Source organism: Rhodococcus sp. MEB032 (assembly GCF_030208925.1).
GTDB classification, from domain to species: Bacteria; Actinomycetota; Actinomycetes; order Mycobacteriales; family Mycobacteriaceae; genus Rhodococcus_F; species Rhodococcus_F qingshengii.
In genome coordinates, this window is the sequence record NZ_JARVSY010000063.1 from 1 (window position 1) to 22,734 (window position 22,734).

Sequence of the window (22,734 nt, forward strand, 5' to 3'; positions counted from 1 at the left end):
AGCGAGGCGGTCGGTATCTGCGGCAGCCTGCAACTCCGGTCCCGCGTTGGCGGCCGCAGCGAACTCTGCGCTCGGCGGATATGCCTGGGGGACGTCTGTTTCGGCTGCGCTTGTCATGGCTGACGGCCTTCTTTCCACTTTGATCGACACTTTTCTGACTCCGTGTGAGGGTAGTCACAAGCTCGCGTAAACGCACCGTTGCATCACGTTGCAACCCGTTGTCCTGCGACGATCGGTCGAATTGATGCGACGGGTGGTCGCTTCCGCCGACGAGTGAATGGGCGCGGACAGATTTCCCTCGGAATTGCGGACAATGGGTGCGATGCGCGCCCCGCGTCGGATGTGTCTATTGTCAAACCATTATTCGACCACAACTCGAAGTCACGTTCACTTTCAGTTGTAGGCGACACGACGCCGGCAGTTACGGCTGTCGGCAGGCCGCGAGCATGCTCGGGGTCACTTAGATGTGGAAGGAATTCCTTTGCGTATCTCACGCATAGCGACGGGCGCGGTCGCGCTCGGAATGACGGCAGTGCTGATCACGGCATGTTCGTCCGGCGATTCGTCGGGCGGATCGTCCAGTGGCGTCGTCAACGCCTGGGCGGGCGAGCCTCAGAACCCGTTGATCCCCACGAACACGAGTGAGAACATGGGCGGCCGCGTCCTCGACTCGCTGTTCTCCGGTCTCGTTTCGTACACCGCAGACGGCGGTACGGAGAACGAGGTTGCCGAGTCCATCGAGAGCACCGACGGTCAGAACTTCACCGTCAAGCTCAAGGACGGTTGGACCTTCACGGACGGCACCCCCGTCACCGCGAAGTCGTTCGTCGACGCGTGGAACTACGGCGCCCTCTCCACCAACGCTCAGCTTCAGGCATCGTTCTTCGATCCGATCAAGGGCTACGACGAAGTTGCCGCCGAGGTTCCGACGGCACAGACCATGTCGGGTCTGAAGGTTGTGGACGACTCCACCTTCACCATCGAACTCAAGCAGCCCGAGTCGGCGTTCCCCGATCGCCTCGGCTTCACGGCGTACTACCCGCTGCCCGAGGTCGCGTTCAAGGACATGACCGCCTTCGGTGAGAACCCGATCGGCAACGGCCCGTACAAGCTCGACGGAACCGGCGCGTGGCAGCACAACGTCCGCATCGACACCGTCGTGAACCCGGACTACAACGGCAACCGTAAGCCGAAGAACGCCGGCGTCGACTTCATCATGTACAACAGCCTCGACACGGCGTACACCGATCTCCTGGCCAACAACGTCGACGTTCTCGACCAGGTTCCGCCGAGCGCCGTCACGACCTTCGAGTCGGACCTACCCGGACGCACCGTCAACCAGCCGTCGGCAACCATCGAGACGTTCACGATCCCGGGTCGCCTGCCGCACTTCAGCGGCGAAGAGGGCATGCTCCGCCGTCAGGCGATCTCGATGGCGATCAACCGCGATCAGATCACCCAGCAGATCTTCAACAAGACCAGGACGCCTGCACTCGACTTCACCAGCCCCGCAATCAAGGGCTGGAACGACTCGCTGACCGGTAACAGCAACGTGAAGTTCGATCCCGAGGCGGCCAAGGCTGCTTGGGCCAAGGCCGACGCCATCGCACCGTGGTCCGGCAGCTTCGAGATCGCCTACAACTCCGACGGCGGACACCAGGAATGGGTCGATGCCACGGCGAACAGCATCCGGAACACCCTCGGTATCGACGCAAAGGGCAAGCAGTACGCCACCTTCGCTCAGATCCGCACCGAAGCCACCGACCGCACCATCCAGAGCTCTTTCCGCTCCGGTTGGCAGGGCGACTACCCGCAGCAGTACGGCTTCCTGGCGCAGAACTACCAGACCGGCGGCAGCTCCAACGACGGTGAGTACTCCAACCCCGAGTTCGACCGCCTCCTGCGCGAATCGGCCGGCCAGACCGATCAGGCGAAGGCTCAGGAACTGCTCGATCAGGCCCAGGAAGTCCTGCTCAAGGACCTGCCCGCAGTTCCGACGTGGTACCGCAACGCTGCCAGTGGATGGTCGGAGAACGTTTCCAACGTGACCATCAGCTGGAACGGTGTTCCGGTCTACGAAGACATCGAAAAGAACTGACGCGTAGAACGATCCGCATCTGAAACGTGAGTTCGGGGCGGCAGGCGCCCTGCCTGCCGTCCCGAACTCGTGTTCACACCGGACTGTCCGCTGACGTACACGATCATCGACAAGGAGGTGATCCGATGCTCTGGTACATCGGTCGCCGAGTGCTTCAAATGATCCCGGTTTTTCTCGGGGCCACTCTTCTGATCTACGCCATGGTCTTCCTGCTTCCCGGTGATCCGATTGCCGCGTTGGCGGGCGACAAGGCGCTCAGTCCGGCTGTGGCAGCACAGCTTCGGGAGCGCTACCACCTCGATCTGCCCTTCTATCAGCAGTACCTGCTGTACCTGAAGGGCATCTTCACGCTGGACTTCGGCACGTCGTTCTCCGGACGACCTGTCAGTGAAGTTCTGGCACAGGCATTTCCGATCACGATGAAACTTGCCTTCATGGCACTGATCGTCGAGACCGTCTTCGGTGTCGGCTTCGGCCTCATCGCCGGCCTGCGTAAGGGCGGATTCTTCGACAGCACCGTCCTGCTGTTCAGCCTCGTTCTCATCGCCATCCCGATCTTCGTGATCGGCTTCCTGGCTCAGTTCTTCATCGGCGTCAAATGGGGCATCGTCCCGCCGACGGTCGGTGGCAACACCAGCTTCACCAATCTCCTGCTCCCTGCCCTGGTTCTGGGTTCGGTCTCGTTTGCGTACGTACTGCGACTGACCCGAACGTCCGTGGCGGAGAATCTGACTGCCGATTACGTCCGCACCGCTACCGCCAAGGGACTTTCCCGTGGACGAGTGGTTCGCGTGCACGTGTTGCGCAACTCGCTGATCCCCGTGGTCACGTTCCTGGGTGCCGACCTCGCAACGTTGATGGGCGGCGCCATCGTCACCGAGGGCATCTTCAACATCAACGGCGTCGGCGGCACGATCTACCAGGCCGTGACCAGAGGTGAAGCGCCGACGGTGGTTTCGTTCGTCACCATCCTGATCGTGATCTACCTGATCGCGAATCTGCTCGTCGACCTCTTGTACGCCGCGCTCGATCCGAGGATCCGCTATGTCTGAGACCGTGAAGACCGGACGCGCAGTCCGGCAAAGTCATTTCGTGGCACCGCCCGAAGTTGCGGCACCGGGGGAGACGGACGCCGTCAAACTCGATCAGGCGCCGACCAGCATGTGGACCGATGCGTGGCGCGACCTACGCAAGCGCCCCCTGTTCATCATCTCGACGATCATCATCCTCGCGGTCATCGTCATCGCAGCGTTTCCGAGCTTGTTCACGAGCACCGATCCGCGGTTCTGCGACCTGACCTACAGCATGCAGGGGCCGACCTCAGGGCACTGGTTCGGTTTCGACCGCCAGGGCTGTGACGTGTACTCGCGCACCATCTACGGTGCTCGCGCATCCGTACTCGTGGGCGTCGGTGTCACTGCGTCGGTGCTGGTGATCGGCGTGATCTTCGGTGCGCTGTCCGGTTTCTACGGCGGATGGACCGATTCGATCCTCTCCCGTGTCGCCGACATCTTCTTCGGCATCCCGCTGATCCTGGCTGCCATCGTCCTGATGCAGCTGTTCACCGATCGCACCATCTGGACCGTCGTCGGCGTGCTGGCGCTCTTCGGCTGGCCGCAGATGGCAAGAATCGCTCGAGGCGCGGTGATCTCGGCGAAGAACAACGATTACGTCATGGCCTCGGAAGCGTTGGGTGTCTCGAAGCTCAAGACACTGATCCGCCACGTCATCCCGAACTCGTTGGCGCCCATCATCGTGGTCGCCACCATCTCGCTCGGTACGTACATCGTTGCCGAGGCGACGCTGTCCTTCCTCGGTATCGGTCTTCCGTCCACCGAGGTTTCGTGGGGCGGCGACATCAGCAACGCTCAGGTGACGCTGCGTCAGGGTTCGACCATTCTGTTCTACCCGGCAACGGCTTTGGCGATCACCGTTCTCGGATTCATCATGATGGGTGACGCTCTGCGCGACGCCCTCGATCCCAAGTCGCGGAAGCGGTGAGCACGATGACCACCAAGGAAACTCTCACCTCGGAGGAAACTCCGTTGCTCGAGATTCGTGATCTCGAGGTGTCTTTCCAGTCCAATTCCGGTCCGGTTCCGGCAGTTCGAGGCGTCAGCCTGACCGTCTACCCGGGTCAGACGGTCGCGATCGTCGGCGAATCGGGTTCGGGTAAGTCCACCACCGCCCACTCGATCATCAATCTGCTTCCCGGCACCGGCAAGGTGACGGCAGGCGAGATCATCTTCGACGGCAAGGACATCTCGAAGGTCTCGGAGAAGGACTTCGTCCACATCCGGGGAAGCCAGATCGGTTTGGTTCCGCAGGACCCGATGTCGAATCTGAATCCCGTGTGGAAAGTGGGCTTCCAGATCGAGGAAGCACTGGCCGCCAACGGGATCGCCAAGGGCAAGGCAGCCAAGGTTCGGGCCGCCGAACTGCTCGAGGAGGCAGGACTCGCCGAAGCCGAGAGCCGGTTGGGGCAGTACCCGCACGAGTTCTCGGGCGGTATGCGTCAGCGCGCACTCATCGCGATCGGGTTGTCCGCTCGTCCGAAGCTCCTGATCGCGGACGAGCCGACGTCGGCGCTCGACGTCACCGTCCAGCGTCAGATCCTCGACCACCTCGACGGTCTGACTACGGAACTCGGCACCGCCGTTCTGCTCATCACTCACGATCTTGGCCTGGCCGCCGAGCGCGCCGAGCATCTGATCGTGATGAGCAAGGGTCGTATCGTCGAATCCGGTCCGGCACTGGAGATTCTGAAGCGCCCGCAGCATCCGTACACGCAGAAGCTGGTCGCGGCTGCGCCGTCGTTGGCGTCGAAGCGGCTCAGCTCGTCGGTGGCGCGCGCCGAGATTCGCGAACAGGCGGAAGAGGTCGCCGAAGCGGTCAAGGCCGAGGAAAGTGCGGCAGAGTCCTTCGGCAAGGTGACCGACGACGTTCTTGTCGTCGATCATCTGACCAAGGTGTTCAAGCTGCGCAAGGGTTTCCGCAAGACCACCGACTTCACAGCCGTGAACGACGTGTCCTTCAAGGTCCGCCGCGGAACCACGACTGCAATCGTCGGCGAATCGGGTTCCGGTAAGTCGACGGTCGCACAGATGGTCCTCGGTCTGCTCGAGCCCACTGCAGGCAACGTGGTCTTCGACGGTCAGGACGTGTCGAAACTCGGTGCGAAGGAAACATTTGCGTTCCGTCGTCGAGTGCAGCCGATCTTCCAGAACCCTTACGGCACGCTCGACCCGATGTACTCGATCTACCGCACGATCGAAGAGCCGCTGCGTACCCACAAGGTCGGGACCAAAGCCGAACGGGAGGCTCGCGTCCGCGAACTTCTCGACAAGGTCGGTCTGCCCCAGTCGGTCATGCGTCGGTTCCCGAACGAGCTCTCCGGCGGACAGCGTCAGCGCGTCGCAATTGCGCGAGCGTTGGCACTGCAACCGGAGGTCGTGATCTGCGACGAGGCGGTCTCCGCTCTCGACGTGCTCGTGCAGGATCAGATCTTGACCCTGCTCAACGACCTGCAGGCAGAGTTCGGGTTGACGTACCTCTTCATCACGCACGACCTGGCCGTGGTTCGTCAGATCGCGGACAACGTGTTGGTGATGTCGCGTGGCTCGATCGTCGAATCGGCACCGATCGACGACGTGTTCGGTAATCCGCAACAGGACTACACCCGCAAGTTGCTCGACGCGATTCCCGGTGGGTCCATCAAGCTGGGAAGCTGACGCAACAGGTAGGTAGGCAAGTCCGCAGAGGGGCTGCAAGGGTACCGTCGTTGATCGTGACGGACCCCTTGCAGCCCCTCGTCGATCTTCCAGGCGTACGCGCCGCCGCCGATCATGCGCGCGATGCTCTGGGTGAGGTTCATCGGCACAAGACCAACCGTCGCGGTTGGCCCACCACTGCCGCCGAAGCCGCGGTTCGTGCCGCGCGCGCTTCCGCATCGCTCGCCGGTGGCACCACCGAATTGCCGACCGAGGGCATGGCCGGTGATCCGATTCTCGCGGGTGCTCTGCGCGTGGCTCAGGCTCTCGACGGCGACAGCCTTCCGCTCATGGAGTCGACGTGGAAGCGCGCCCCACTTCAGGCTCTGGCCCGGCTGCACCTGTTGGCCGCGGCGGATCTCGTCGAGGACGCAGATCAACTGGGGCGGCCACGGTCGGATCGCGGAGTGGGGGAGCGGTTGGACGCTCTCGCCCAACTCGTTACAGGCGGAACCAGTGCACCGGCACCTGTTCTGGCGGCCGTCGTACACGGAGAACTCTTGGCGCTGAGCCCGTTCGGCACCGCTGACGGCATCGTCGCCCGCGCGGCCTCGCGTCTGGTTGCGGTCTCGTCGGGGCTGGATCCGCACAATCTCGGGGTCCCCGAGGTCAGTTGGCTTCGGCGGCCACAGGCGTACACGGACGGCGCGGCAGGATTCGCTTCGGGAAATCCGGCGGGCGTCGGCAGCTGGGTGATTCTGTGCTGTGGTGCTCTCGAAGCCGGTGCGCGAGAGGCGACTTCGATTGCCGACGCCGCTACCGGATAGTCCGGCAAATTGCCCCTGCCGGAACATAACGAACGGGCGGCGCTGCCGATAAATCGACTTCGCCGCCCGTCAGCACGGACTACTCGTTACCAAGCGTGCTCGGTGGGTTGTGTGGGTGGCCTCGGCGAGGGATCGCACTTTCTGAGGTCGTCCCCGCAACCTGTGCGGGGTCCTCGCTCAAATTGAACGAATCTCGCAGGCCCACAACGCTTCTGCCCTTATAGTGGCTTGTGCTCCGCGTGGGTGCCCTAGTGCCCGTGCTAGGAATTTCGGTTGGGGAAACGGTCCTTCTCTTCCGAGCCGTTCCTGGCCTTCCGTTCTTCCGTAACTCCTTTGTACCCTGTGTCCGTGCTCACAGCAAGTACCAATTTTTGTTTGTGGGCCTTGGATTTCAGCGTTTCCGGCGCAGTAGCCCGAAGGTCATGGCGCCGGCCACCAGAGCTGCGATTCCCACCGCAGCGGTAGTAGCCACCGTGGTCGTGGACTGGGCCGACAATCGGGCACGAAGTGAGACCGGATTCGAGAAAGTCAGTATGGGCCAACCGTTTACGGCCGCTTCCTTGCGCAACGCTCGATCGGGGTTGACTGCGGTCGGATGTCCGACAGCCTCGAGCATGGGTAAATCCGTCACCGAGTCGGAGTAGGCGTAACTGGCGGCGAGGTCGTAACCGTACTCCGCGGCGAGTTTTTCCATGGCTTCGACCTTGCCGGGGCCGTAGCAGTAGAAGTCCACCTCGCCGGTGTAGTGGCCGTCTTCCTCCCTCATCGACGTCGCGACGGAATGGGTGGCGCCGAGGGCGCGGGCGATCGGTGCGACGATCTCTTCACCCGAAGCAGACACGACGATGACGTCGTGTCCACGCAGCTTGTGATCTGCGATCAGATCGGCCGCCTCGGCGAAGACGAGTGGATCGACGATGTCGTGCAGAGTCTCCGCGACGACGGCCTTCACCTGTTCCACGTCCCAGCCCGCACACATCGCCGTCAGATGCTCGCGCATGCGCTCCATCTGATCGTGATCGGCGCCGGACAGTAGAAACAGGAATTGCGCATAGCTGCTCTTGAGAACCGAGCGTCGATTGATCAGACCCTGTGCGAAGAATGGCTTGCTGAACGCCAGGGTGCTCGACTTCGCGATGATCGTTTTGTCCAAATCGAAGAAAGCGGCTGTCCGCCCGGTATTCAGTCCGTTCGCAGGCTTGTCGGTCACAGGATTGAGGATAGTCCGACAGGCGGTTCGTGTGCTCTTCGGCAAGCGTCCTCTTTCGGCGAAAAACAGCAGTTCAGTGCAGCTCAGGCTTGCATTTCTCGCCGATGGCGGGTGTAAGATCGTTGCTGTTCGATTCGTTCGAACTAGTTCAGCCCGACCCCCCGGGGCTGAACTCAGACGGCCCCCGCCTCCTCCCCCCATTGGCGGGGGCCGTCCTCTGTCTCAGGCCTGTTTCTCCCCAACCTCCCAGTTGTCCACAGGGTTGTTCGGCCCACTGTTTTCGGTGCCGGTGCTCGTTCAGGCTCTGCAGTCATGAACACGACGATCAGCTCTCAGGAAACCGGGGCTCCCATTCTGGTTCTCGTCGACGACGCGAAAATCCTCGCGAGCGTGCGACGCGTCGCTGCCGCGGTGGACCGCCGGCTGGACGAGGCCGAACATCCCGTGTCCCGGCAACAGTGGAACCGGGCCTCGGCGGTGGTACTGGACGCGTCGGCGGCGCGAGATGCTCTGGCTCGTTCCCCCAAGCGAACGCGAGTGTTCCTCGTATGCGACAGCACACCGACCGTCGACGATTGGAAGAGCGCCACCGCGATCGGAGCCGACAGCGTTCTGTCCTTGCCCGAGGAAGAGAACGCGCTGGTCGCAGTTCTGGCCGACCACGTCGACGTCAGTGGTGACGGCACCGTCGTGAGCGTGGTGGGTGGTTGTGGTGGCGGCGGAGCCTCGGCAACTGCTGCGGCAGTCGCGTTGACGTCGGCGGCACGTCACGTCCCGACGCTGTTGGTGGACGTCGACGCACTCGGTTCCGGCGCCGACGTGCTGTTGGGTATCGAGACTGCTCCCGGATTACGTTGGGGTGCACTGACCGTCGAGGGCGGGCGGTTGTCCCCGGAGGCGCTGCGCGATGCACTGCCGGCGAAGGGAAAGTTTCTGAGGGTTCTGGCGAGCAGTCGCCGGGAGATCGACGGTCCGACAGTGACCGCCGTTCGCGCCGTGCTTGACGCAGGTCGCAGTTCCGGCGGGCTCGTGGTCTGCGACGTGCCACGTCATCCCAGCGAGGTAGGTCAGGCCGTGTTGGAGATGTCGGATTCGGTGCTCGTGGTGGTTCCGGCCACCGTGGCCGCATGCGTCGCGGCCGAGAAGGTCGGAGCCTGGGTGGTGCGACACAACTCCAACGTCGGTCTCGTCGTGCGTGGGCCGGCACCGGGAGGCCTACGCGGCGCCGATGTGGCAGACATGCTCGGCCTGCCCCTGACGGCCGTGATGCGCGGCCACCGATCGCTGGCGCCGATGCTCGAGCGTGGTGGCCTCGAATTGACCCGCGGTTGTCCGTTGAGTGTGGCGGCAACAGCGGTACTCGACGCCGTCGAATCCGGCGCACGCCCGCGCAGGGCTGCGGCATGAGTGCGTTGGTCACGGCCGAACTGCTCGACCGAGTTCGCGAGCGATTGACGGCGTCGTCGGTCGCCGAGCCGACGGCGGCCACCGTTGCCGATGCCGTGCGAGCCGAGTCCTCCGGCGTTCTGGCGGACACGGATCTGTTGGAGGTCGTCAGGGTGCTCCAGACGGAACTGACAGGCGCGGGGCCGCTCGAACCTCTACTGCACGAACCCGGGGTCGCCGACGTACTGGTGACCGCGCCGGATCAGGTCTGGGTGGACCGCGGGGTCGGCCTCGAAAGGTCGGGGGTCCGGTTCACCGACGAGGCAGCCGTGCGTCGACTGGCGCAGCGGTTGGCACTGTCGGCAGGTCGACGCCTCGACGACGCCCAACCGTGGGTCGACGGCCGCCTGCGGGGCGTCGGCGACGGGCACTTCGGGGTACGACTTCATGCCGTACTCGCACCCGTGGCCCAGGGTGGAACCTGCGTGTCACTGCGAGTGTTGCGGCCCGCGACCCAGGGTCTCGACGCCCTGTCCGCCCACGGCGCCGTGGAACCGGACGCGCGGGAGCTCCTCAATCGCATCATTTCTTGTCGCTTGGCTTTTCTGGTGATCGGCGGGACCGGTGCGGGAAAGACCACGTTGTTGTCCGCCATGCTCGGCGCGGTCGACCCGCGCGAGCGAATCGTCTGTGTCGAGGACGCGGCCGAACTGGCGCCGCCGCATCCGCACGTCGTCCGCCTCGTCGCCAGAGCTCCCAACGTCGAGGGCGTCGGAGAGGTGACGGTGCGCGATCTGGTTCGGCAGGCACTACGAATGCGTCCCGATCGCATCGTCGTCGGTGAGGTCCGCGGCGCAGAGGTGACTGATCTGCTCACGGCGATGAACACCGGCCACGACGGCGGCGCCGGCACCGTTCACGCCAATTCTCCCGAAGAGGTGCCGGCCAGACTCGAGGCGTTGGCGGCGCTCGGCGGGATGGATCGCCACGCGTTGCACAGTCAACTTGCCGCGGCAGTTCAAGTGATCCTGCACGTGCACAGATTGGCTGACGGATCGAGGCGTCTCGAACAGATCGGTGTCATCGACCGCGGTGCGGACGGGTATGTACGAATCATGCAGGCGTGGCCGGACGGCGGTTCGGGTCGTGAGCGGCTCGAGCGGATGTTCCGGCTTCGCAATCGAGAGGTCGGGACGTGACGGTTTCCTTCCTGGTCCTCGCGTTGGCGGTCTCGATTGCGCCGGTGCGGGATTCACGTGCTCGGCTCGCTGCGTACGCCCCGAGCATCCGCAAGCCCTCCCGGCAGATTCCGTGGCAGTTGGTCGCCGCATTTTTCGCGGTGTCGGCTGCATGGGTTCTCGGAGGCTTGTCGGCAGGATGCGCAGCGGTTGTCCTCGCCGGAACCTTGATCTTTCGTGGGCGCCGCGCGAAGGCGGCCGAAAACCGGGACCTCTCACAGAAGATGCTGCTCTCCGGTCTGGAGGTGCTGATCGCCGAGCTGAGCGTCGGCGCGCATCCTGCGGCGGCCAGTTCTGTTGCAGGCGAGGAATGTACCGGAGAAGTGAGTGCCGTATTCCGGTCCGCTGGGGCCAGGGCGCGTCTCGGTGGTTCTGCCGCAGCGGCCTTCGCGGTACCGGATTCGTGCATCGAGCGTGAGTTCTCCCGCATCGGATCCGTCTGGCGGGTCGCCGACCAACACGGGCTGGCACTGGCGGAACTACTCGGCGCCGTCCGGACGGACATGTTGGGACGTAGACGCTTTCGTCAGCGTACCGAGGCCGGGTTGGCGGGCGCTCGGGCGACCGCGGCGGTGTTGGCCTTTCTCCCGCTGTTGGGGATCGGTCTCGGGCAATTGATGGGTGCGTCGCCGCTGCGCGTGCTGTTCGGAGGTGGGCTCGGCGGCGTGCTCCTGGTGATCGGAACCACTTGTGTCTCAGCGGGTCTGCTCTGGACCGACCGGATAACTGCGAAGGTCACGTCGTGAGTTGGGCATCCGTGGCGATGATGGCGTTGGCGTTCGCGATCATTCCCGCTCGGCGCGGTGCTTCGGCCAGGGCGGCAGAAATTCTCTTCGCGGACACAACAACAGAAAATTCGGTTTCAGTCCCGGACAAGCCGGATCCACTCGCAGTTGCCGCAAGTCTCGACCTTCTCGGGGCCTGCCTACGAGCGGGGCTTCCCGTCTCCGCCGCGATCACAGCGATGGCGTCGACGGCACCGAAACCGATGGCCGACTCGCTTCGTCGCGTCGCCGACCTTCTGGCGCTCGGTGCCGATCCCGACGCCGCGTGGAGCGAGGCCGCTCTCGATCCCGATACCGAGGCGCTCGCCAGAATGGCTCGGCGTTCCGCCCGTTCGGGTTCGTCGCTGTCCTCGTCCATGGCCGAACTCGCCGAGCGCAGTCGAGGTGACGCCGAGGATCTTGCTGCCGCCGCAGCCGAACGCGCGGGAGTGCTGATCAGCGGTCCACTCGGGCTGTGTTTCCTGCCGGCGTTCATCGCCTTGGGCATCGTCCCGGTGGTGATCGGGCTTGCCACGACTGTGCTCGGTAACGGCCTGCTGTGAGCCGGATCCGAGTGAAAGCTCCTGCGGCAGAAGTGCTGCCACAGGTTTCGATTGAAGGGGGAGAAATGATTTCGAAGACGTTGAGGACGGTGTCGGCCAGATTTGCGCTGTTGGTAACGGAGGACGACGGTATGTCCACCGCGGAGTATGCGATCGGCACGATTGCGGCTGCCGCATTCGGTGCCGTCCTGTACACGGTTGTCACTGGCGACTCCATTGTCTCGGCGCTGACAGGCATCATCGACAAGGCTCTCAAGACAGCTGTGTGATGTTGTCCACGAGAGGTATTCGGCAAGCCGACGACGGCGCCGTGACGGTGGAGGCCGCGATTGCTCTGGCTTCGATCGTCACGGTGGTCGTGCTGTGTATCGGCGGAGTCCTGGCGGTGTCGATGCAGGTTCGGTGTGTCGACGCCGCTCGTGAGGCCGCGCGGTTGGTGGCACGTGGTGATCGTGAGTCTGCGGTCACCACGGCCCGCCGGATCGCACCCGAAGATGCGTCGATCTCGGTGGAGATCGTGGACGGTTTTGCCGTTGCCGTTGTCAGCGCCGAGAGTGCGTTGCTGCCGTTGGTCGACATTTCTTCCGAGGCGGTGGCAGCTGTGGAGTCGGGAGTGGAGGAGGGGTGAACCTACGTGACGACGAAGGTGTTGCCACGGTTCTGGCGTGCTGCGTTCTGGCAGCGATCGTGATGGTGACCGGTGGGATGCTGCATGTCGGTTCCGCAGTGGTGGCTCGGCACACGGCTCAGTCGGCCGCTGATCTTTCGGCTCTCGGCGGTGCGGGCGCCTTGGACGGCGGCGACGAGTCGGCGTGTGAGATGTCCGCGGTGATCGCGGAGCGGATGCGCACGGTGCTCGCGGAGTGCGAGGTGCAGGGGTGGGATGTATTGGTCGAGATACGCGCACCGGTGTTGTTGTCGGGCTTCGGGATCGGGGATGCGCAGGCTTACGCGCGTGCGGGTCCGGTCAGCTGATCGTGTCGATCACGGCGGTCAGAACCTTGACCGCGCCGTCTTTGTCGAGTGGGTCGTTTCCGTTGCCGCACTTGGGTGAATAGACGCAGGACGGGCAACCGTGAGCGCACTCGCAGGACAGTATGGCGTCGCGCGTCGCGGTGAGCCATCGGGACAGTTCGCTGTGCCCTCGGTCGGCGAACCCGGCGCCGCCGGCATGACCGTCGTAGACGAAGACGGTCGGGAGTCCGGTGTCCGCGTGCATCGCGGTGGACACTCCGCCGATGTCTCCGCGGTCGCAGATCGCCACCAGTGGCAGCAGGCCGATTGCGGCATGTTCCGCGGCATGCAGTGATCCGGGGAACCGTTCGGGCGGGACCCCGATGGATTCGAGGAGTTCCGGCGTGACCGTGTACATCACTGCCCTGGTGGGCAAAGTGTGTGCGGGCATGTCGAGTTCGATCGAGTCGAGGACTTCACCCGAAGTCAACCGTCGTAGGTATCCGACGACTTGATGTGTCACCTCGACCTGGACGAGAGCGACGGCGATGTCGCCGTAGTTCTTGTGCTCAAGTTGTTCGGTGATCGTGATTTCGGTGGTCTCGCGGGCCGAGGTGGTCCAGTCCGGATTCTCGGTGTGTACCAATGCGAGTCCGACGTCGAGGTCCAGTTCGTCGACGACGTAGGTCTCGCCTTGGTGGATGTGCACGGCGCCGGGATGAACTGTGGCCGGAGCGCGGCCCGCGTCGACAGTGCCCAGCATCCGGCCGGATTCCCCGTCGACAATGGCCACCTGAGTTCCGATGCCGCCGCGAATGTCCAAAGAGCCGTGGGGGTTCGAATCGGCGGTGACGAACCATCCGTGCTTTCGGCGCCGGATCTTGCCTTCCTCCGACAGCCTGGTCAGAACCTCGAGAGCCCCGAACGCGTCCACCTCGGCATCGGAAAGTGGGAGTTCCATTGCAGCGCAGAGAAGTTGTGGTCCCAGGACGTACGGATTTCCGGGATCTGTCACCGTCGCCTCGACGGGTTTGTCGAGTACCGCTGACGGATGGTGAACGAGGTAGGTGTCGAGTGGATCGTCGCGGGCGATCAACACGACGAGTGAACCCTCACCGCGTCGCCCGGAGCGACCCGCTTGCTGCCAGAACGAGGCGACGGTGCCCGGGAAGCCTGCCACGACAACGGCGTCGAGGCCTGCGATGTCGACGCCGAGCTCCAGTGCGTTGGTGGTGGCTGCGCCCAGCAGTGTGCCGTCGGCGAGTGCAGCTTCCAGTTCGCGTCGGTCCTCGGCCAGATATCCGGCGCGATACGACGCGACTCGCTCGGCGAGGTCCGGGTCCACCTCGGTGAGTAGACGTTTGGTGGCCATCGCGGTCAGTTCGGCGCCGCGGCGGGAGCGGACGAAGGTGAGAGTGCGGGCGCCTTCGATCATGAGGTCGGCCATGATCCGCGCGGCTTCCGCGCCCGCGGGACGTCGTACCGGGCTACCGTTTTCGCCGGTCAATGCCTCGAGTAGCGGCGGCTCCCACAGCGCGACGGTGCGTGGGCCGTGCGGCGATCCGTCTTTCGTGACCTCGGTGCAGTGTGCGCCTATCAGCCGCGATGCCGCTGCGCCGGGATCTGCTGTGGTCGCACTCGCCAGGATGAAGGTGGGTTCGGCGCCGTAACGGGCTGCAATTCTGCGTAGTCGCCGGATCACGAGCGCGACGTTGGATCCGAAGACTCCCCTGTAGGAGTGGCATTCGTCGATGATCACGTATTTCAGGTTGCGGAAGAAGTGTGCCCATCGCTGATGGGTTCTGAGCAGAGAAATGTGGATCATGTCGGGGTTGGTGAAGAGCCAGCGTGAGTTCTCACGTGCCCAAGTGCGGAGTTCCTGAGAGGTGTCGCCGTCGTACGCACTGGCGTTCGTGCTGCGAAGTTCGACGTCGAAGTCGGTGAGGGACAGCACTGCTCGCAGTTGATCGGAGCCCAGCGCTTTGGTGGGGGAGAGGTACAGGGCTGTTGCGAGCGGATCGGTCGCCATGGCCGTCAGCACCGGGAGTTGGTACGCCAGTGACTTACCCGACGCCGTACCGGTGGCCACGACCACGTGTTTTCCGGCGTAAGCGAGGTCGGCGGCCTCACTCTGGTGGATCCACGGGGACCGCACGCTGTGCTCGGCGAGCGCACGTACGACGCTGGGGTGCACCCACTCCGGCCATTCGGTGAACTCGGCTACGCGAGCAGGTAACTGCGCGGTGAACATCAGTGGTTTTTCGCTTCCACTGACCCCGGCGACGACCCGATCGAGCAGCATCTGCCCGTAGGTCTCGCCAGGCTTCCCTCCCGGGGCGGGGATCGGGGAAGGTGCGTTCACGTGACTCTCCGGGCTCGGCGTTGGGGTGTGGCGGCAATCGGAAACTGTCGCTACCTGCAGTTTTGATGATACGCAACGGTCGGCGGTCTTGGTGGAACCGGGTGCTCGGCGCGCGCGCGGGAAACCACGATCGTGGGCTGTTTTTCTCGTAGCGAACTTTTAACGTTTTTAGTTCCCTTTTCGACTGTTGTGCACGCGGAGAACATGGTTGACTGACAATCGGTCGCAGCTTCTGTGTTCGTAGGCTTGAGAAAGTGCACGCTCGCAGGATCGTTGTTGCGGGCGCGGTGCTCTGCCTTTCCTGAGGGGGAAATAAAGACGTACAGCGGTCGGAACCGGCCCGGTGGACTGTAAGGGCTGTTCACCGAATCCGGTGTTAGAAAGAGAAGGAAAAGCATGGCACAGGGCACTGTGAAGTGGTTCAACGCTGAAAAGGGCTTCGGCTTCATCGCTCCCGAAGACGGTTCCGCAGACGTCTTCGTTCACTACTCCGAAATTCAGGGCAACGGCTTCCGTACCCTCGAGGAGAACCAGCGTGTGGAGTTCGAGGTCGGCCAGGGCACCAAGGGTCCCCAGGCTACCGGCGTTCGCGCGGTCTGATTTTTCCGCTCACTTGCTGAGCGAATAGTTCGGACAGTATTTGTCCCCCATCGCATCCGTGCGGTGGGGGACAAATCTTTTCGGGCTGAGTTAGTACTTTCCCTGTCCGAGGTGAATGCACGCAGCTGTTCGGCCACGGCCGGTCGTCTATGCCGTCGATACCTTCGTGGCTTACGTTTCACTCTGTGAGCCAACTGTCCTTTTTCTCTGCCGAGTCGATTCCACCTGCCGTGACGGACCTTGCCGGAATGCTGGCCGGACCGGGGCAGGTCGTGACCTCGGAGGATCGCGCGCGGATCTCGATCGTCGTGGATCGGGACTGGAGAGCACAGGCCGTTGCCGAGTTGATCGCGCAGTGCGGACTCGGGGCCGAGGTGACGCGTAGCGAAGAAGGCAGCCCACTCGTCCGAACTCAGTCGACGCCCGCACTCCTTCCGCTGTCCGTGCAATGGACCAAGGGAGCAGTGAAGGCGGTGCCGGTCGGGTGGGTTCCTAATTCTCGCCAACTCCGAGTGTGGGCCGTCGCCGCCGGCCGACTCGAAGAAGGCGGTGAACGATTCGTGTTCGGCCTCGACCCCCATGCGAAGGAGACACACGCACCGCTGGCTCAGGCCTTGATGAGGGTTGGTATCGCGCCGACTCAACTGGGTAACCGGACACCGGGTCCGGGGCTCCGTGTGTCGGGAAAGAAGAGACTGACAAAGCTCGTCGAATACCTCGGTGAGGCGCCGAAACACGTCGACACCTCGGTCGCCTGGCCACACGTCTGACAGTGCTCATGCCGCGTGTCCGACGGAGCCCATACTGTACTGATCTGCACGAATGTCTTGCGGGTATGTCACTCTGTAAAGAGAGACACGGGGTATAACTTGCTCCACACGTCTAGTTCTGAAGATCTGCCGACGGCAGTGAACGTCCAAAGGAAGGCTCGGGCAGCAGGTGGCTAAAGCGGACAACGGCAGCGGTCAGGGAGCGTCCGGTAACCCTCGTCGCCTCGTGATCGTCGAGTCACCGACCAAGGCGCGCAAAATCGCTCCCTACCTCGGTAAGGACTACGTCGTCGAGGCATCGGTCGGTCACATTCGCGACCTCCCGCGCGGCGCAGCGGACGTTCCGGCCAAGTACAAGGGCGAGTCGTGGGCCCGTCTCGGCGTCAACGTCGATCACGACTTCGAGCCGCTCTATGTCGTGAGCCCGGAAAAGAAGGGCAAGGTCGCCGAACTCAAGTCTCTGTTGAAGGACGCCGACGAGCTCTTCCTCGCAACTGACCCCGACCGCGAGGGCGAGGCAATCGCCTGGCATCTCCTCGAGACTCTCAAGCCCAAGATTCCGGTTCGTCGAATGGTCTTCCACGAGATCACCGAGCCGGCAATCCGTGCTGCCGCCGAAGACACCCGCGAACTCGACACCGACCTCGTCGATGCTCAGGAAACCCGCCGCATCCTCGACCGTCTCTACGGTTACGAGGTCAGCCCGGTTCTCTGGAAGAAGGTCATGCCGAAGCTCTCGGCCGGCCGCGTCCAGTCGGTGGCCACTCGCGTCATCGTCCAGCGTGAACGCGAGCGGATGGCGTTCAAGTCGGCGTCGTACTGGGATATTTCCGCGACGCTCGACGCCGGTGCAGAGGCCAGCCCGCGTAGTTTCGGTGCGCGCCTGGTCTCCGTCGACGGTTCGCGTGTCGCCTCCGGTCGCGATTTCGGAGCTGACGGAAAGCTCAAGGGCAGCGCGGTCACCGTGCTCGACGAGGCGTACGCGCGTCGTCTCGCGGAAGCGTTGCAGGGCGTCGACCTCACGGTTTCCTCCGCCGAGGACAAGCCGTACACGCGCAAGCCTTACCCGCCGTTCATGACGTCGACGCTCCAGCAGGAAGCCGGACGCAAACTTCGTTTCACGTCCGAGCGTGCAATGCGCATCGCACAGCGTCTGTACGAAAACGGCTACATCACCTACATGCGTACCGACTCGACGACTCTCTCGGAGTCGGCGATCGCTGCCGCTCGTGCGCAGGCCACCGAGTTGTACGGTCCGGAATACGTGCATCCGACGCCGCGTCAGTACACCCGCAAGGTCAAGAACGCGCAGGAAGCCCACGAGGCGATCCGCCCCGCCGGCGACGTGTTCCAGACCCCGGGTCAGCTGCACTCCAAGCTCGATTCCGACGAGTTCAAGCTGTACGAACTGATCTGGCAGCGGACCGTCGCTTCGCAGATGGCCGACGCCCGCGGTACGACGTTGACGCTTCGCATCTCCGGCACGGCAGGCACCGGCGAGGACTGCACGTTCTCCGCTTCGGGTCGCACCATCGTGTTCGCCGGCTTCCTCAAGGCTTACGTCGAGAGCGTCGACGAAGAGGCCGGCGGTCAGTCCGACGACGCCGAATCCAGGCTTCCGGTGCTGGTCAAGGGTCAGGAAGTCACGGCCACCAAGCTCGATCCGGACGGACACAGCACCAACCCACCCGCTCGCTACACAGAAGCCAGCCTGATCAAGACGCTCGAAGAACTCGGCATCGGCCGTCCTTCGACCTACTCGTCGATCATCAAGACCATTCTCGATCGCGGATACGTCTACAAGCGTGGCAGCGCGCTGGTTCCGTCCTGGGTGGCGTTTGCCGTCATCGGGCTGCTCGAGGTGCACTTCGGCCGGCTGGTCGACTTCGATTTCACGGCAGGAATGGAAGACGATCTCGACGCGATCGCCGGCGGCCGTGAGCAGCGCGGCAACTGGCTGAGCAGCTTCTACTTCGGCGGCGAGACAGGCGCCGAAGGTTCGGTCGCCCGCGAGGGCGGGCTGAAGAAGATGGTCGGAGTCAACCTGGAGGAGATCGACGCACGCGAGGTCAACTCCATCCGTCTCTTCGACGACGCCGAGGGCCGCGAGGTTCATGTGCGCGTCGGCCGGTTCGGGCCGTATCTCGAGCGCATGGTTCAGAATCCGGACGATCCCGAAGGCGATCTGATCTCGCAGCGGGCAAATCTTCCCGATGACCTGCCACCGGACGAGCTCACTCCCGAGTACGCCGAGAAGTTGTTCTCGACGCCTCAAGAGGGCCGCAAGCTGGGCGTCGACCCGCTGACGGGCCACGAGATCGTCGCGAAGGAAGGCCGCTTCGGTCCCTACGTGACCGAGATCCTGCCCGAACCGCCGGCCGAGCCGGAACCGGACATCGTTCCCGTCACCGCTCCCGAGCCGGAAGAAATCAGCTCGGGCAGCACCAAGACTGCGGTGAAGAAGGCCGCGGCCAAGAAGGCGCCTGCGAAGAAGGCTGCCAAGAAGGTCGCAGGCCCCAAGCCGCGGACCGGATCGCTGCTCAAGTCCATGGACTTGGCGACGATCACCTTGGAAGATGCGCTGCGTCTGCTGTCGCTTCCGCGCGTCGTGGGTGTCGACCCCGAATCGAAGGAAGAGATCACCGCGCAGAACGGCCGTTACGGTCCGTACCTGAAGAAGGGCACGGACTCACGCTCGCTCGCCAACGAAGAGCAGATGTTCACCGTCACGCTCGACGAGGCGCTCAAGATCTACGCCGAGCCGAAGCGTCGTGGGCGTCAGGCGTCTGCAACGCCTCCGTTGCGTGAGTTGGGCGTCGATCCGGTCAGCGAGAAGCCGATGGTGATCAAGGACGGCCGTTTCGGTCCGTACGTCACCGACGGCGAGACCAACGCCAGCCTTCGCAAGGACGACGACGTCGAATCCATTTCCGATGCTCGTGCATCGGAGTTGCTGGCTGATCGTCGTGCGCGCGGCCCGGTCAAGAAGAAGGCAGCGGCCAAGAAGGCTCCGGCAAAGAAGGCCGCTGCCAAGAAAACAGCCGCAAAGAAGGCCCCGGCAAAGAAGGCCGCCGCCAAGAAGGCTCCGGCGAAGAAGGACTCGTAAGGCTTCGTCGGTGCCGACGGTTAGGGTTTTTGCATGAGTACTGAAGTGGCCGAACGAGGTGTGTTCGGTCGGCTGGTGGGTCAGCACGACGTCGAGCAGAGCCTGCGTGATGCTGCACTGTCGGCTCGTGGCGATTCCAGCGGCTCGGAGATGACCCACGCGTGGCTCTTCACCGGGCCACCCGGCTCAGGTCGTTCGGTGGCTGCTCTCTGCTTCGCCGCTGCCCTGCAGTGCACCTCCGACGGTGCACCAGGGTGCGGTGAGTGTCATGCGTGTACGACGACGATGGGTGGAACCCACGGTGACGTACGACGGATCATCCCCGACGGCCTGAGTATCAGCGTCAAAGGCATGCGCGAGATAGTCAACATCGCTTCGCGTCGACCGACGACGGGGCGGTGGCAGGTGATCGTGGTCGAGGATGCCGATCGTTTGACCGAAGGCGCAGCCAACGCCCTCCTGAAGGTTGTCGAGGAGCCGCCGGACCGCACGGTCATCCTGCTCTGCGCGCCGACGACCGATCCGGAAGACATGTCTGTCACCCTCCGATCGCGGTGTAGGCACATGCCGTTGGTGACGCCGTCCGTCGAATCGATCGCCCAGGTACTGATCGACCGCGACGGGCTGGATCCGGAACGGGCGAGAATCGCCGCATCGATCAGCGGCGGACATGTCGGCCGGGCTCGGCGTCTCGCCACCGACGAGAGCGCGCGCGACGAGCGTCAGCGTTCGCTTCGACTAGCCGCCGACGCGATCGGGGCTTCGACGGCGTACAAGGCCGCAGAGAACTTGGTGAAGTCGATCGAGGCTGACACCAAGGCGTTCTACGCCGAACTCAAGGAACAGGAACTCGAGGAGCTCAAGGTCTCCTTGGGTGGCGGTGGAACCGGCAAGGGAACAGCCGGGACTCTGCGCGGATCGGCTGGTCTGATCAAGGACCTCGAAGCGCGCCAGAAATCGCGCGACACCCGGGCCCGCCGCGATCTTCTCGACCGGACGCTGATCGACCTGGCCGGCATGTACCGGGACGCGCTTTCCTATTCGCTGGGGTCGACGTCGACGGCGACCCATCCCGACATGGCTCGGCAGGCCGCCGAGTTGGCTGCCCGAACGTCCCCGGAGGGGTTGCTCAAGTGCATCGAAGCGGTGCTCGAATGCCGCGAGGCCGTCGACTTCAACGTCAAGTTGCAGTGGGCGCTCGATGCGATGGTTGCCTCCATCGGAGCCGCTTTCCGACCCCCGTTTTCGCGATCCGGGGGTTGACCAGATAGACTCGCCACCGCCGAAAGGCACGCTGCCTTAGCTCAGTCGGTAGAGCATTTCACTCGTAATGAAAAGGTCGAGAGTTCGATTCTCTCAGGCAGCTCAGCCAAGAGCCCCACACCCGGAAATCCGGATGTGGGGCTCTTGTCGTTAGTTCCCAATTCTTGCGTATGTGCGGTTTATCCTGAGTTCGGCGAACACGTGCCTGAACAGGGGAGACCTCGATGTCGGATCAGAACTGGGGACCAGGCCAACCACCGCAGAATCAGCCGCCGTACGGGCAGATGCCGCCGCAGGGTTATCAGCCGCCGACGCCCGCCTATCCGTACGCAACCTGGATCTCTCGGGTGTTCGCGTCAATTCTCGACGGCTTCGTCGTTCCGCTCCCGGGCGTCATCCTCGCGGGCATCGGAGCAGTGATCGCGTTCTCCGGATCCGAAGTGACCACATACGACGACGGCAGCGTGAGCGCTGAAGGCGGTAATCCGGTCGGGGTGATCGTCATGGTCGTCGGCATACTGGCGATCTTCTTGATCGAGGTGTGGAATCTCGTCTTCAGGCAAGGGAACACCGGACAGACGCTCGGCAAGAAGTGGCTGGGAATTTCGGTGATTCGGGAGTCCGACGGTGTGCCTCTCGGCCCGGTGATGGCGCTGCTTCGTTGGATCATGATGGCGATCCTGGGTGGCGCCTGCTTCCTCAACTATCTCTGGCCGCTCTGGGACTCGAAGCACCAGTGCTGGCACGACATGGTGGTCCGGTCGGTAGTCGTTCGCGCGCGCTAGTCGCTGCCGAGGTCTCTTACAGTGGGTGCCATGGAGTTGGAAGCGGTCACAAGTCGACGACGCTCGCTGGCCGCACCTGTCGGTGTTGCTGCAGTGGCCGTGACGGCCGCCGCGGTACTCCACTTCCGTGATCCCCACAGCGCGGGTAGTTACGGCGTTTGTCCGATGTACGCGTTGACGGGATTGTGGTGCCCGGCGTGTGGTGGCCTTCGTGCGGTCAATGACCTGACTAATCTGGATATTGGCGCCGCAGTGTCCAGCAATGCCTTGATCGTGCCGCTTATCGCGGTGTTGGTGATCGCGTGGATCGGTTGGACAGTGCGCCGTTGGAAAGGCACGCGGGATCGCATGATCGTGCTTCGGCCGACTGTGACGATCGTGGTGCTCGGAGTTCTCGTTGCATTTACGGTTGTTCGAAACACCCCGTGGGGGAGCTGGCTCGCGCCGGCGTGACGGTAAGAGGTCGACATGGCACTGCAGGTTTTTTCGCTCATCGTTCTGCTCGGCGCGCTGATCATCCTGATTCCGACGGCACGACGTGTCTTCGGCAAGAAGGACGACGAGTAGGCCTCGACAACTGAGCCCGAGCGGCACATGCTGGCGGTATGGCTGATTCGTTGAAAGCCCGCGTCAAGGAAAAGCTGCTGAGGCAACTCGCCGAGGACGGTCGGCACCCGATTCAGGAAGCTGAGGGTGACGATCCCCGGCTGGTTTCGATCAACGACGATCTCGAAGCGTTGGAACAGGCCGAGGAAGGCGATCCGATCGTCGAAGAACTGGCCGAGAGGTACTGGGTTCCGTGAAGTTTACCGACCGCAGTGCTCTGACCTGGCGATTTGGTGTTGTGTTGATCTTCGCGTAACTTTGTCCAGGTCAGAGCGACACGGACACCGACTCCCACCTGCGAGGGTGAGTGACACGAGGTTGTACGAAGTGCCTGGCGAACACAATCCAGTTTTTCTTCACGGGGTTCCGGTTTGCGCCGGTGACTTGGTTGGGATAGGCTGGAAAAGTTGCCCCGGAGCGGCGGCCATAGGGTCGTGGTGATGGTGTGTGCGTGTTCTTTGAGAACTCAACAGTGTGTCGATGAATGTCAGT

The 22,734-nt window shown here is 63.4% G+C and carries 21 protein-coding genes and 1 tRNA gene; 20 read left to right on the forward strand and 2 right to left on the reverse strand.

The features are described from left to right. Nucleotides 1–481 precede the first annotated feature (481 nt). The 5 genes from QRN54_RS33325 (at nucleotide 482) to QRN54_RS33345 (ending at nucleotide 6,635) form a co-directional block, all read left to right on the forward strand. On the forward strand, nucleotides 482–2,098 hold the full coding sequence (locus QRN54_RS33325; RefSeq protein ID WP_007732431.1) for a peptide ABC transporter substrate-binding protein: 1,617 nt from the start codon (nucleotides 482–484) through the stop codon (nucleotides 2,096–2,098). Nucleotides 2,099–2,223: 125 nt separating this feature from the next. Further along, nucleotides 2,224–3,150 (forward strand): ABC transporter permease, encoded by a 927-nt coding sequence (locus QRN54_RS33330; RefSeq protein WP_019746637.1) that lies wholly within the window; start codon nucleotides 2,224–2,226, stop codon nucleotides 3,148–3,150. Next, the gene (locus QRN54_RS33335) at nucleotides 3,143–4,099 is read left to right on the forward strand and encodes an ABC transporter permease (RefSeq protein WP_019746638.1); all 957 of its coding nucleotides are present in this window, start codon (nucleotides 3,143–3,145) and stop codon (nucleotides 4,097–4,099) included. The genes QRN54_RS33330 and QRN54_RS33335 overlap by 8 nt, the downstream gene beginning before the upstream one ends. 5 nt (nucleotides 4,100–4,104) lie before the next feature. After that, nucleotides 4,105–5,829, forward strand: coding sequence for a dipeptide ABC transporter ATP-binding protein (locus QRN54_RS33340; RefSeq protein ID WP_087503825.1), 1,725 nt, complete (start codon nucleotides 4,105–4,107; stop codon nucleotides 5,827–5,829). A 56-nt stretch (nucleotides 5,830–5,885) separates the two neighbouring features. Next, a complete protein-coding gene (locus tag QRN54_RS33345) occupies nucleotides 5,886–6,635 on the forward strand; it encodes a Fic family protein (RefSeq protein WP_003946100.1) in 750 nt (249 codons plus the stop codon). A 391-nt stretch (nucleotides 6,636–7,026) separates the two neighbouring features. Here QRN54_RS33345 and QRN54_RS33350 read toward each other — a convergent pair whose 3' ends face one another. Next, nucleotides 7,027–7,845, reverse strand: a complete 819-nt coding sequence (locus QRN54_RS33350) for an HAD-IB family hydrolase (RefSeq protein ID WP_003946123.1) — start codon at nucleotides 7,843–7,845, stop codon at nucleotides 7,027–7,029. Nucleotides 7,846–8,157: 312 nt separating this feature from the next. Here QRN54_RS33350 and ssd point away from each other — a divergent pair, with 312 nt between their 5' ends. The 7 genes from ssd (at nucleotide 8,158) to QRN54_RS33385 (ending at nucleotide 12,771) form a co-directional block, all read left to right on the forward strand. Further along, on the forward strand, nucleotides 8,158–9,252 hold the full coding sequence (gene ssd, locus QRN54_RS33355) for a septum site-determining protein Ssd (protein ID WP_217018294.1): 1,095 nt from the start codon (nucleotides 8,158–8,160) through the stop codon (nucleotides 9,250–9,252). Beyond that, nucleotides 9,249–10,430: a TadA family conjugal transfer-associated ATPase gene (locus tag QRN54_RS33360; protein ID WP_003946116.1), complete on the forward strand. Its 1,182-nt coding sequence runs from the start codon at nucleotides 9,249–9,251 to the stop codon at nucleotides 10,428–10,430. The genes ssd and QRN54_RS33360 overlap by 4 nt, the downstream gene beginning before the upstream one ends. After that, on the forward strand, nucleotides 10,427–11,215 hold the full coding sequence (locus QRN54_RS33365) for a type II secretion system F family protein (protein WP_217018295.1): 789 nt from the start codon (nucleotides 10,427–10,429) through the stop codon (nucleotides 11,213–11,215). The genes QRN54_RS33360 and QRN54_RS33365 overlap by 4 nt, the downstream gene beginning before the upstream one ends. After that, nucleotides 11,212–11,796: a type II secretion system F family protein gene (locus QRN54_RS33370; RefSeq protein WP_283568982.1), complete on the forward strand. Its 585-nt coding sequence runs from the start codon at nucleotides 11,212–11,214 to the stop codon at nucleotides 11,794–11,796. Before QRN54_RS33365 ends, QRN54_RS33370 begins: the two co-directional genes overlap by 4 nt. A gap of 65 nt (nucleotides 11,797–11,861) precedes the next feature. After that, nucleotides 11,862–12,065, forward strand: coding sequence for a DUF4244 domain-containing protein (locus tag QRN54_RS33375; protein WP_042446719.1), 204 nt, complete (start codon nucleotides 11,862–11,864; stop codon nucleotides 12,063–12,065). Further along, a complete protein-coding gene (locus QRN54_RS33380; RefSeq protein ID WP_042446722.1) occupies nucleotides 12,065–12,424 on the forward strand; it encodes a TadE family type IV pilus minor pilin in 360 nt (119 codons plus the stop codon). Before QRN54_RS33375 ends, QRN54_RS33380 begins: the two co-directional genes overlap by 1 nt. Then, nucleotides 12,421–12,771, forward strand: a complete 351-nt coding sequence (locus QRN54_RS33385) for an Rv3654c family TadE-like protein (RefSeq protein ID WP_064073514.1) — start codon at nucleotides 12,421–12,423, stop codon at nucleotides 12,769–12,771. The genes QRN54_RS33380 and QRN54_RS33385 overlap by 4 nt, the downstream gene beginning before the upstream one ends. On the opposite strand, the gene QRN54_RS33390 is transcribed toward QRN54_RS33385, so the two are convergent. After that, the gene (locus tag QRN54_RS33390) at nucleotides 12,764–15,052 is read right to left on the reverse strand and encodes a DEAD/DEAH box helicase (RefSeq protein ID WP_217018858.1); all 2,289 of its coding nucleotides are present in this window, start codon (nucleotides 15,050–15,052) and stop codon (nucleotides 12,764–12,766) included. The two genes, QRN54_RS33385 and QRN54_RS33390, sit on opposite strands and share 8 nt — an antisense overlap. 456 nt (nucleotides 15,053–15,508) lie before the next feature. Here QRN54_RS33390 and cspE point away from each other — a divergent pair, with 456 nt between their 5' ends. The 8 genes from cspE (at nucleotide 15,509) to QRN54_RS33430 (ending at nucleotide 22,439) form a co-directional block, all read left to right on the forward strand. Continuing rightward, nucleotides 15,509–15,712, forward strand: coding sequence for a transcription antiterminator/RNA stability regulator CspE (gene cspE, locus QRN54_RS33395; RefSeq protein WP_003946117.1), 204 nt, complete (start codon nucleotides 15,509–15,511; stop codon nucleotides 15,710–15,712). Between the two features lie 185 nt (nucleotides 15,713–15,897). Further along, nucleotides 15,898–16,482, forward strand: a complete 585-nt coding sequence (locus QRN54_RS33400; protein WP_003946106.1) for a hypothetical protein — start codon at nucleotides 15,898–15,900, stop codon at nucleotides 16,480–16,482. Between the two features lie 169 nt (nucleotides 16,483–16,651). Next, on the forward strand, nucleotides 16,652–19,588 hold the full coding sequence (topA, locus tag QRN54_RS33405; RefSeq protein ID WP_003946104.1) for a type I DNA topoisomerase: 2,937 nt from the start codon (nucleotides 16,652–16,654) through the stop codon (nucleotides 19,586–19,588). 33 nt (nucleotides 19,589–19,621) lie between these two features. Further along, entirely contained in the window at nucleotides 19,622–20,851 is a 1,230-nt protein-coding gene (locus tag QRN54_RS33410) for a DNA polymerase III subunit delta' (RefSeq protein WP_019746652.1), read from the forward strand. A gap of 30 nt (nucleotides 20,852–20,881) precedes the next feature. Next, nucleotides 20,882–20,954: transfer RNA gene (locus tag QRN54_RS33415), tRNA-Thr, on the forward strand. Nucleotides 20,955–21,075: 121 nt separating this feature from the next. Beyond that, entirely contained in the window at nucleotides 21,076–21,636 is a 561-nt protein-coding gene (locus QRN54_RS33420) for an RDD family protein (protein WP_064689116.1), read from the forward strand. A 30-nt stretch (nucleotides 21,637–21,666) separates the two neighbouring features. After that, on the forward strand, nucleotides 21,667–22,089 hold the full coding sequence (locus QRN54_RS33425) for a DUF2752 domain-containing protein (protein ID WP_003946115.1): 423 nt from the start codon (nucleotides 21,667–21,669) through the stop codon (nucleotides 22,087–22,089). A gap of 152 nt (nucleotides 22,090–22,241) precedes the next feature. Next, entirely contained in the window at nucleotides 22,242–22,439 is a 198-nt protein-coding gene (locus QRN54_RS33430) for a hypothetical protein (RefSeq protein WP_003946112.1), read from the forward strand. Nucleotides 22,440–22,734 lie beyond the last annotated feature (295 nt).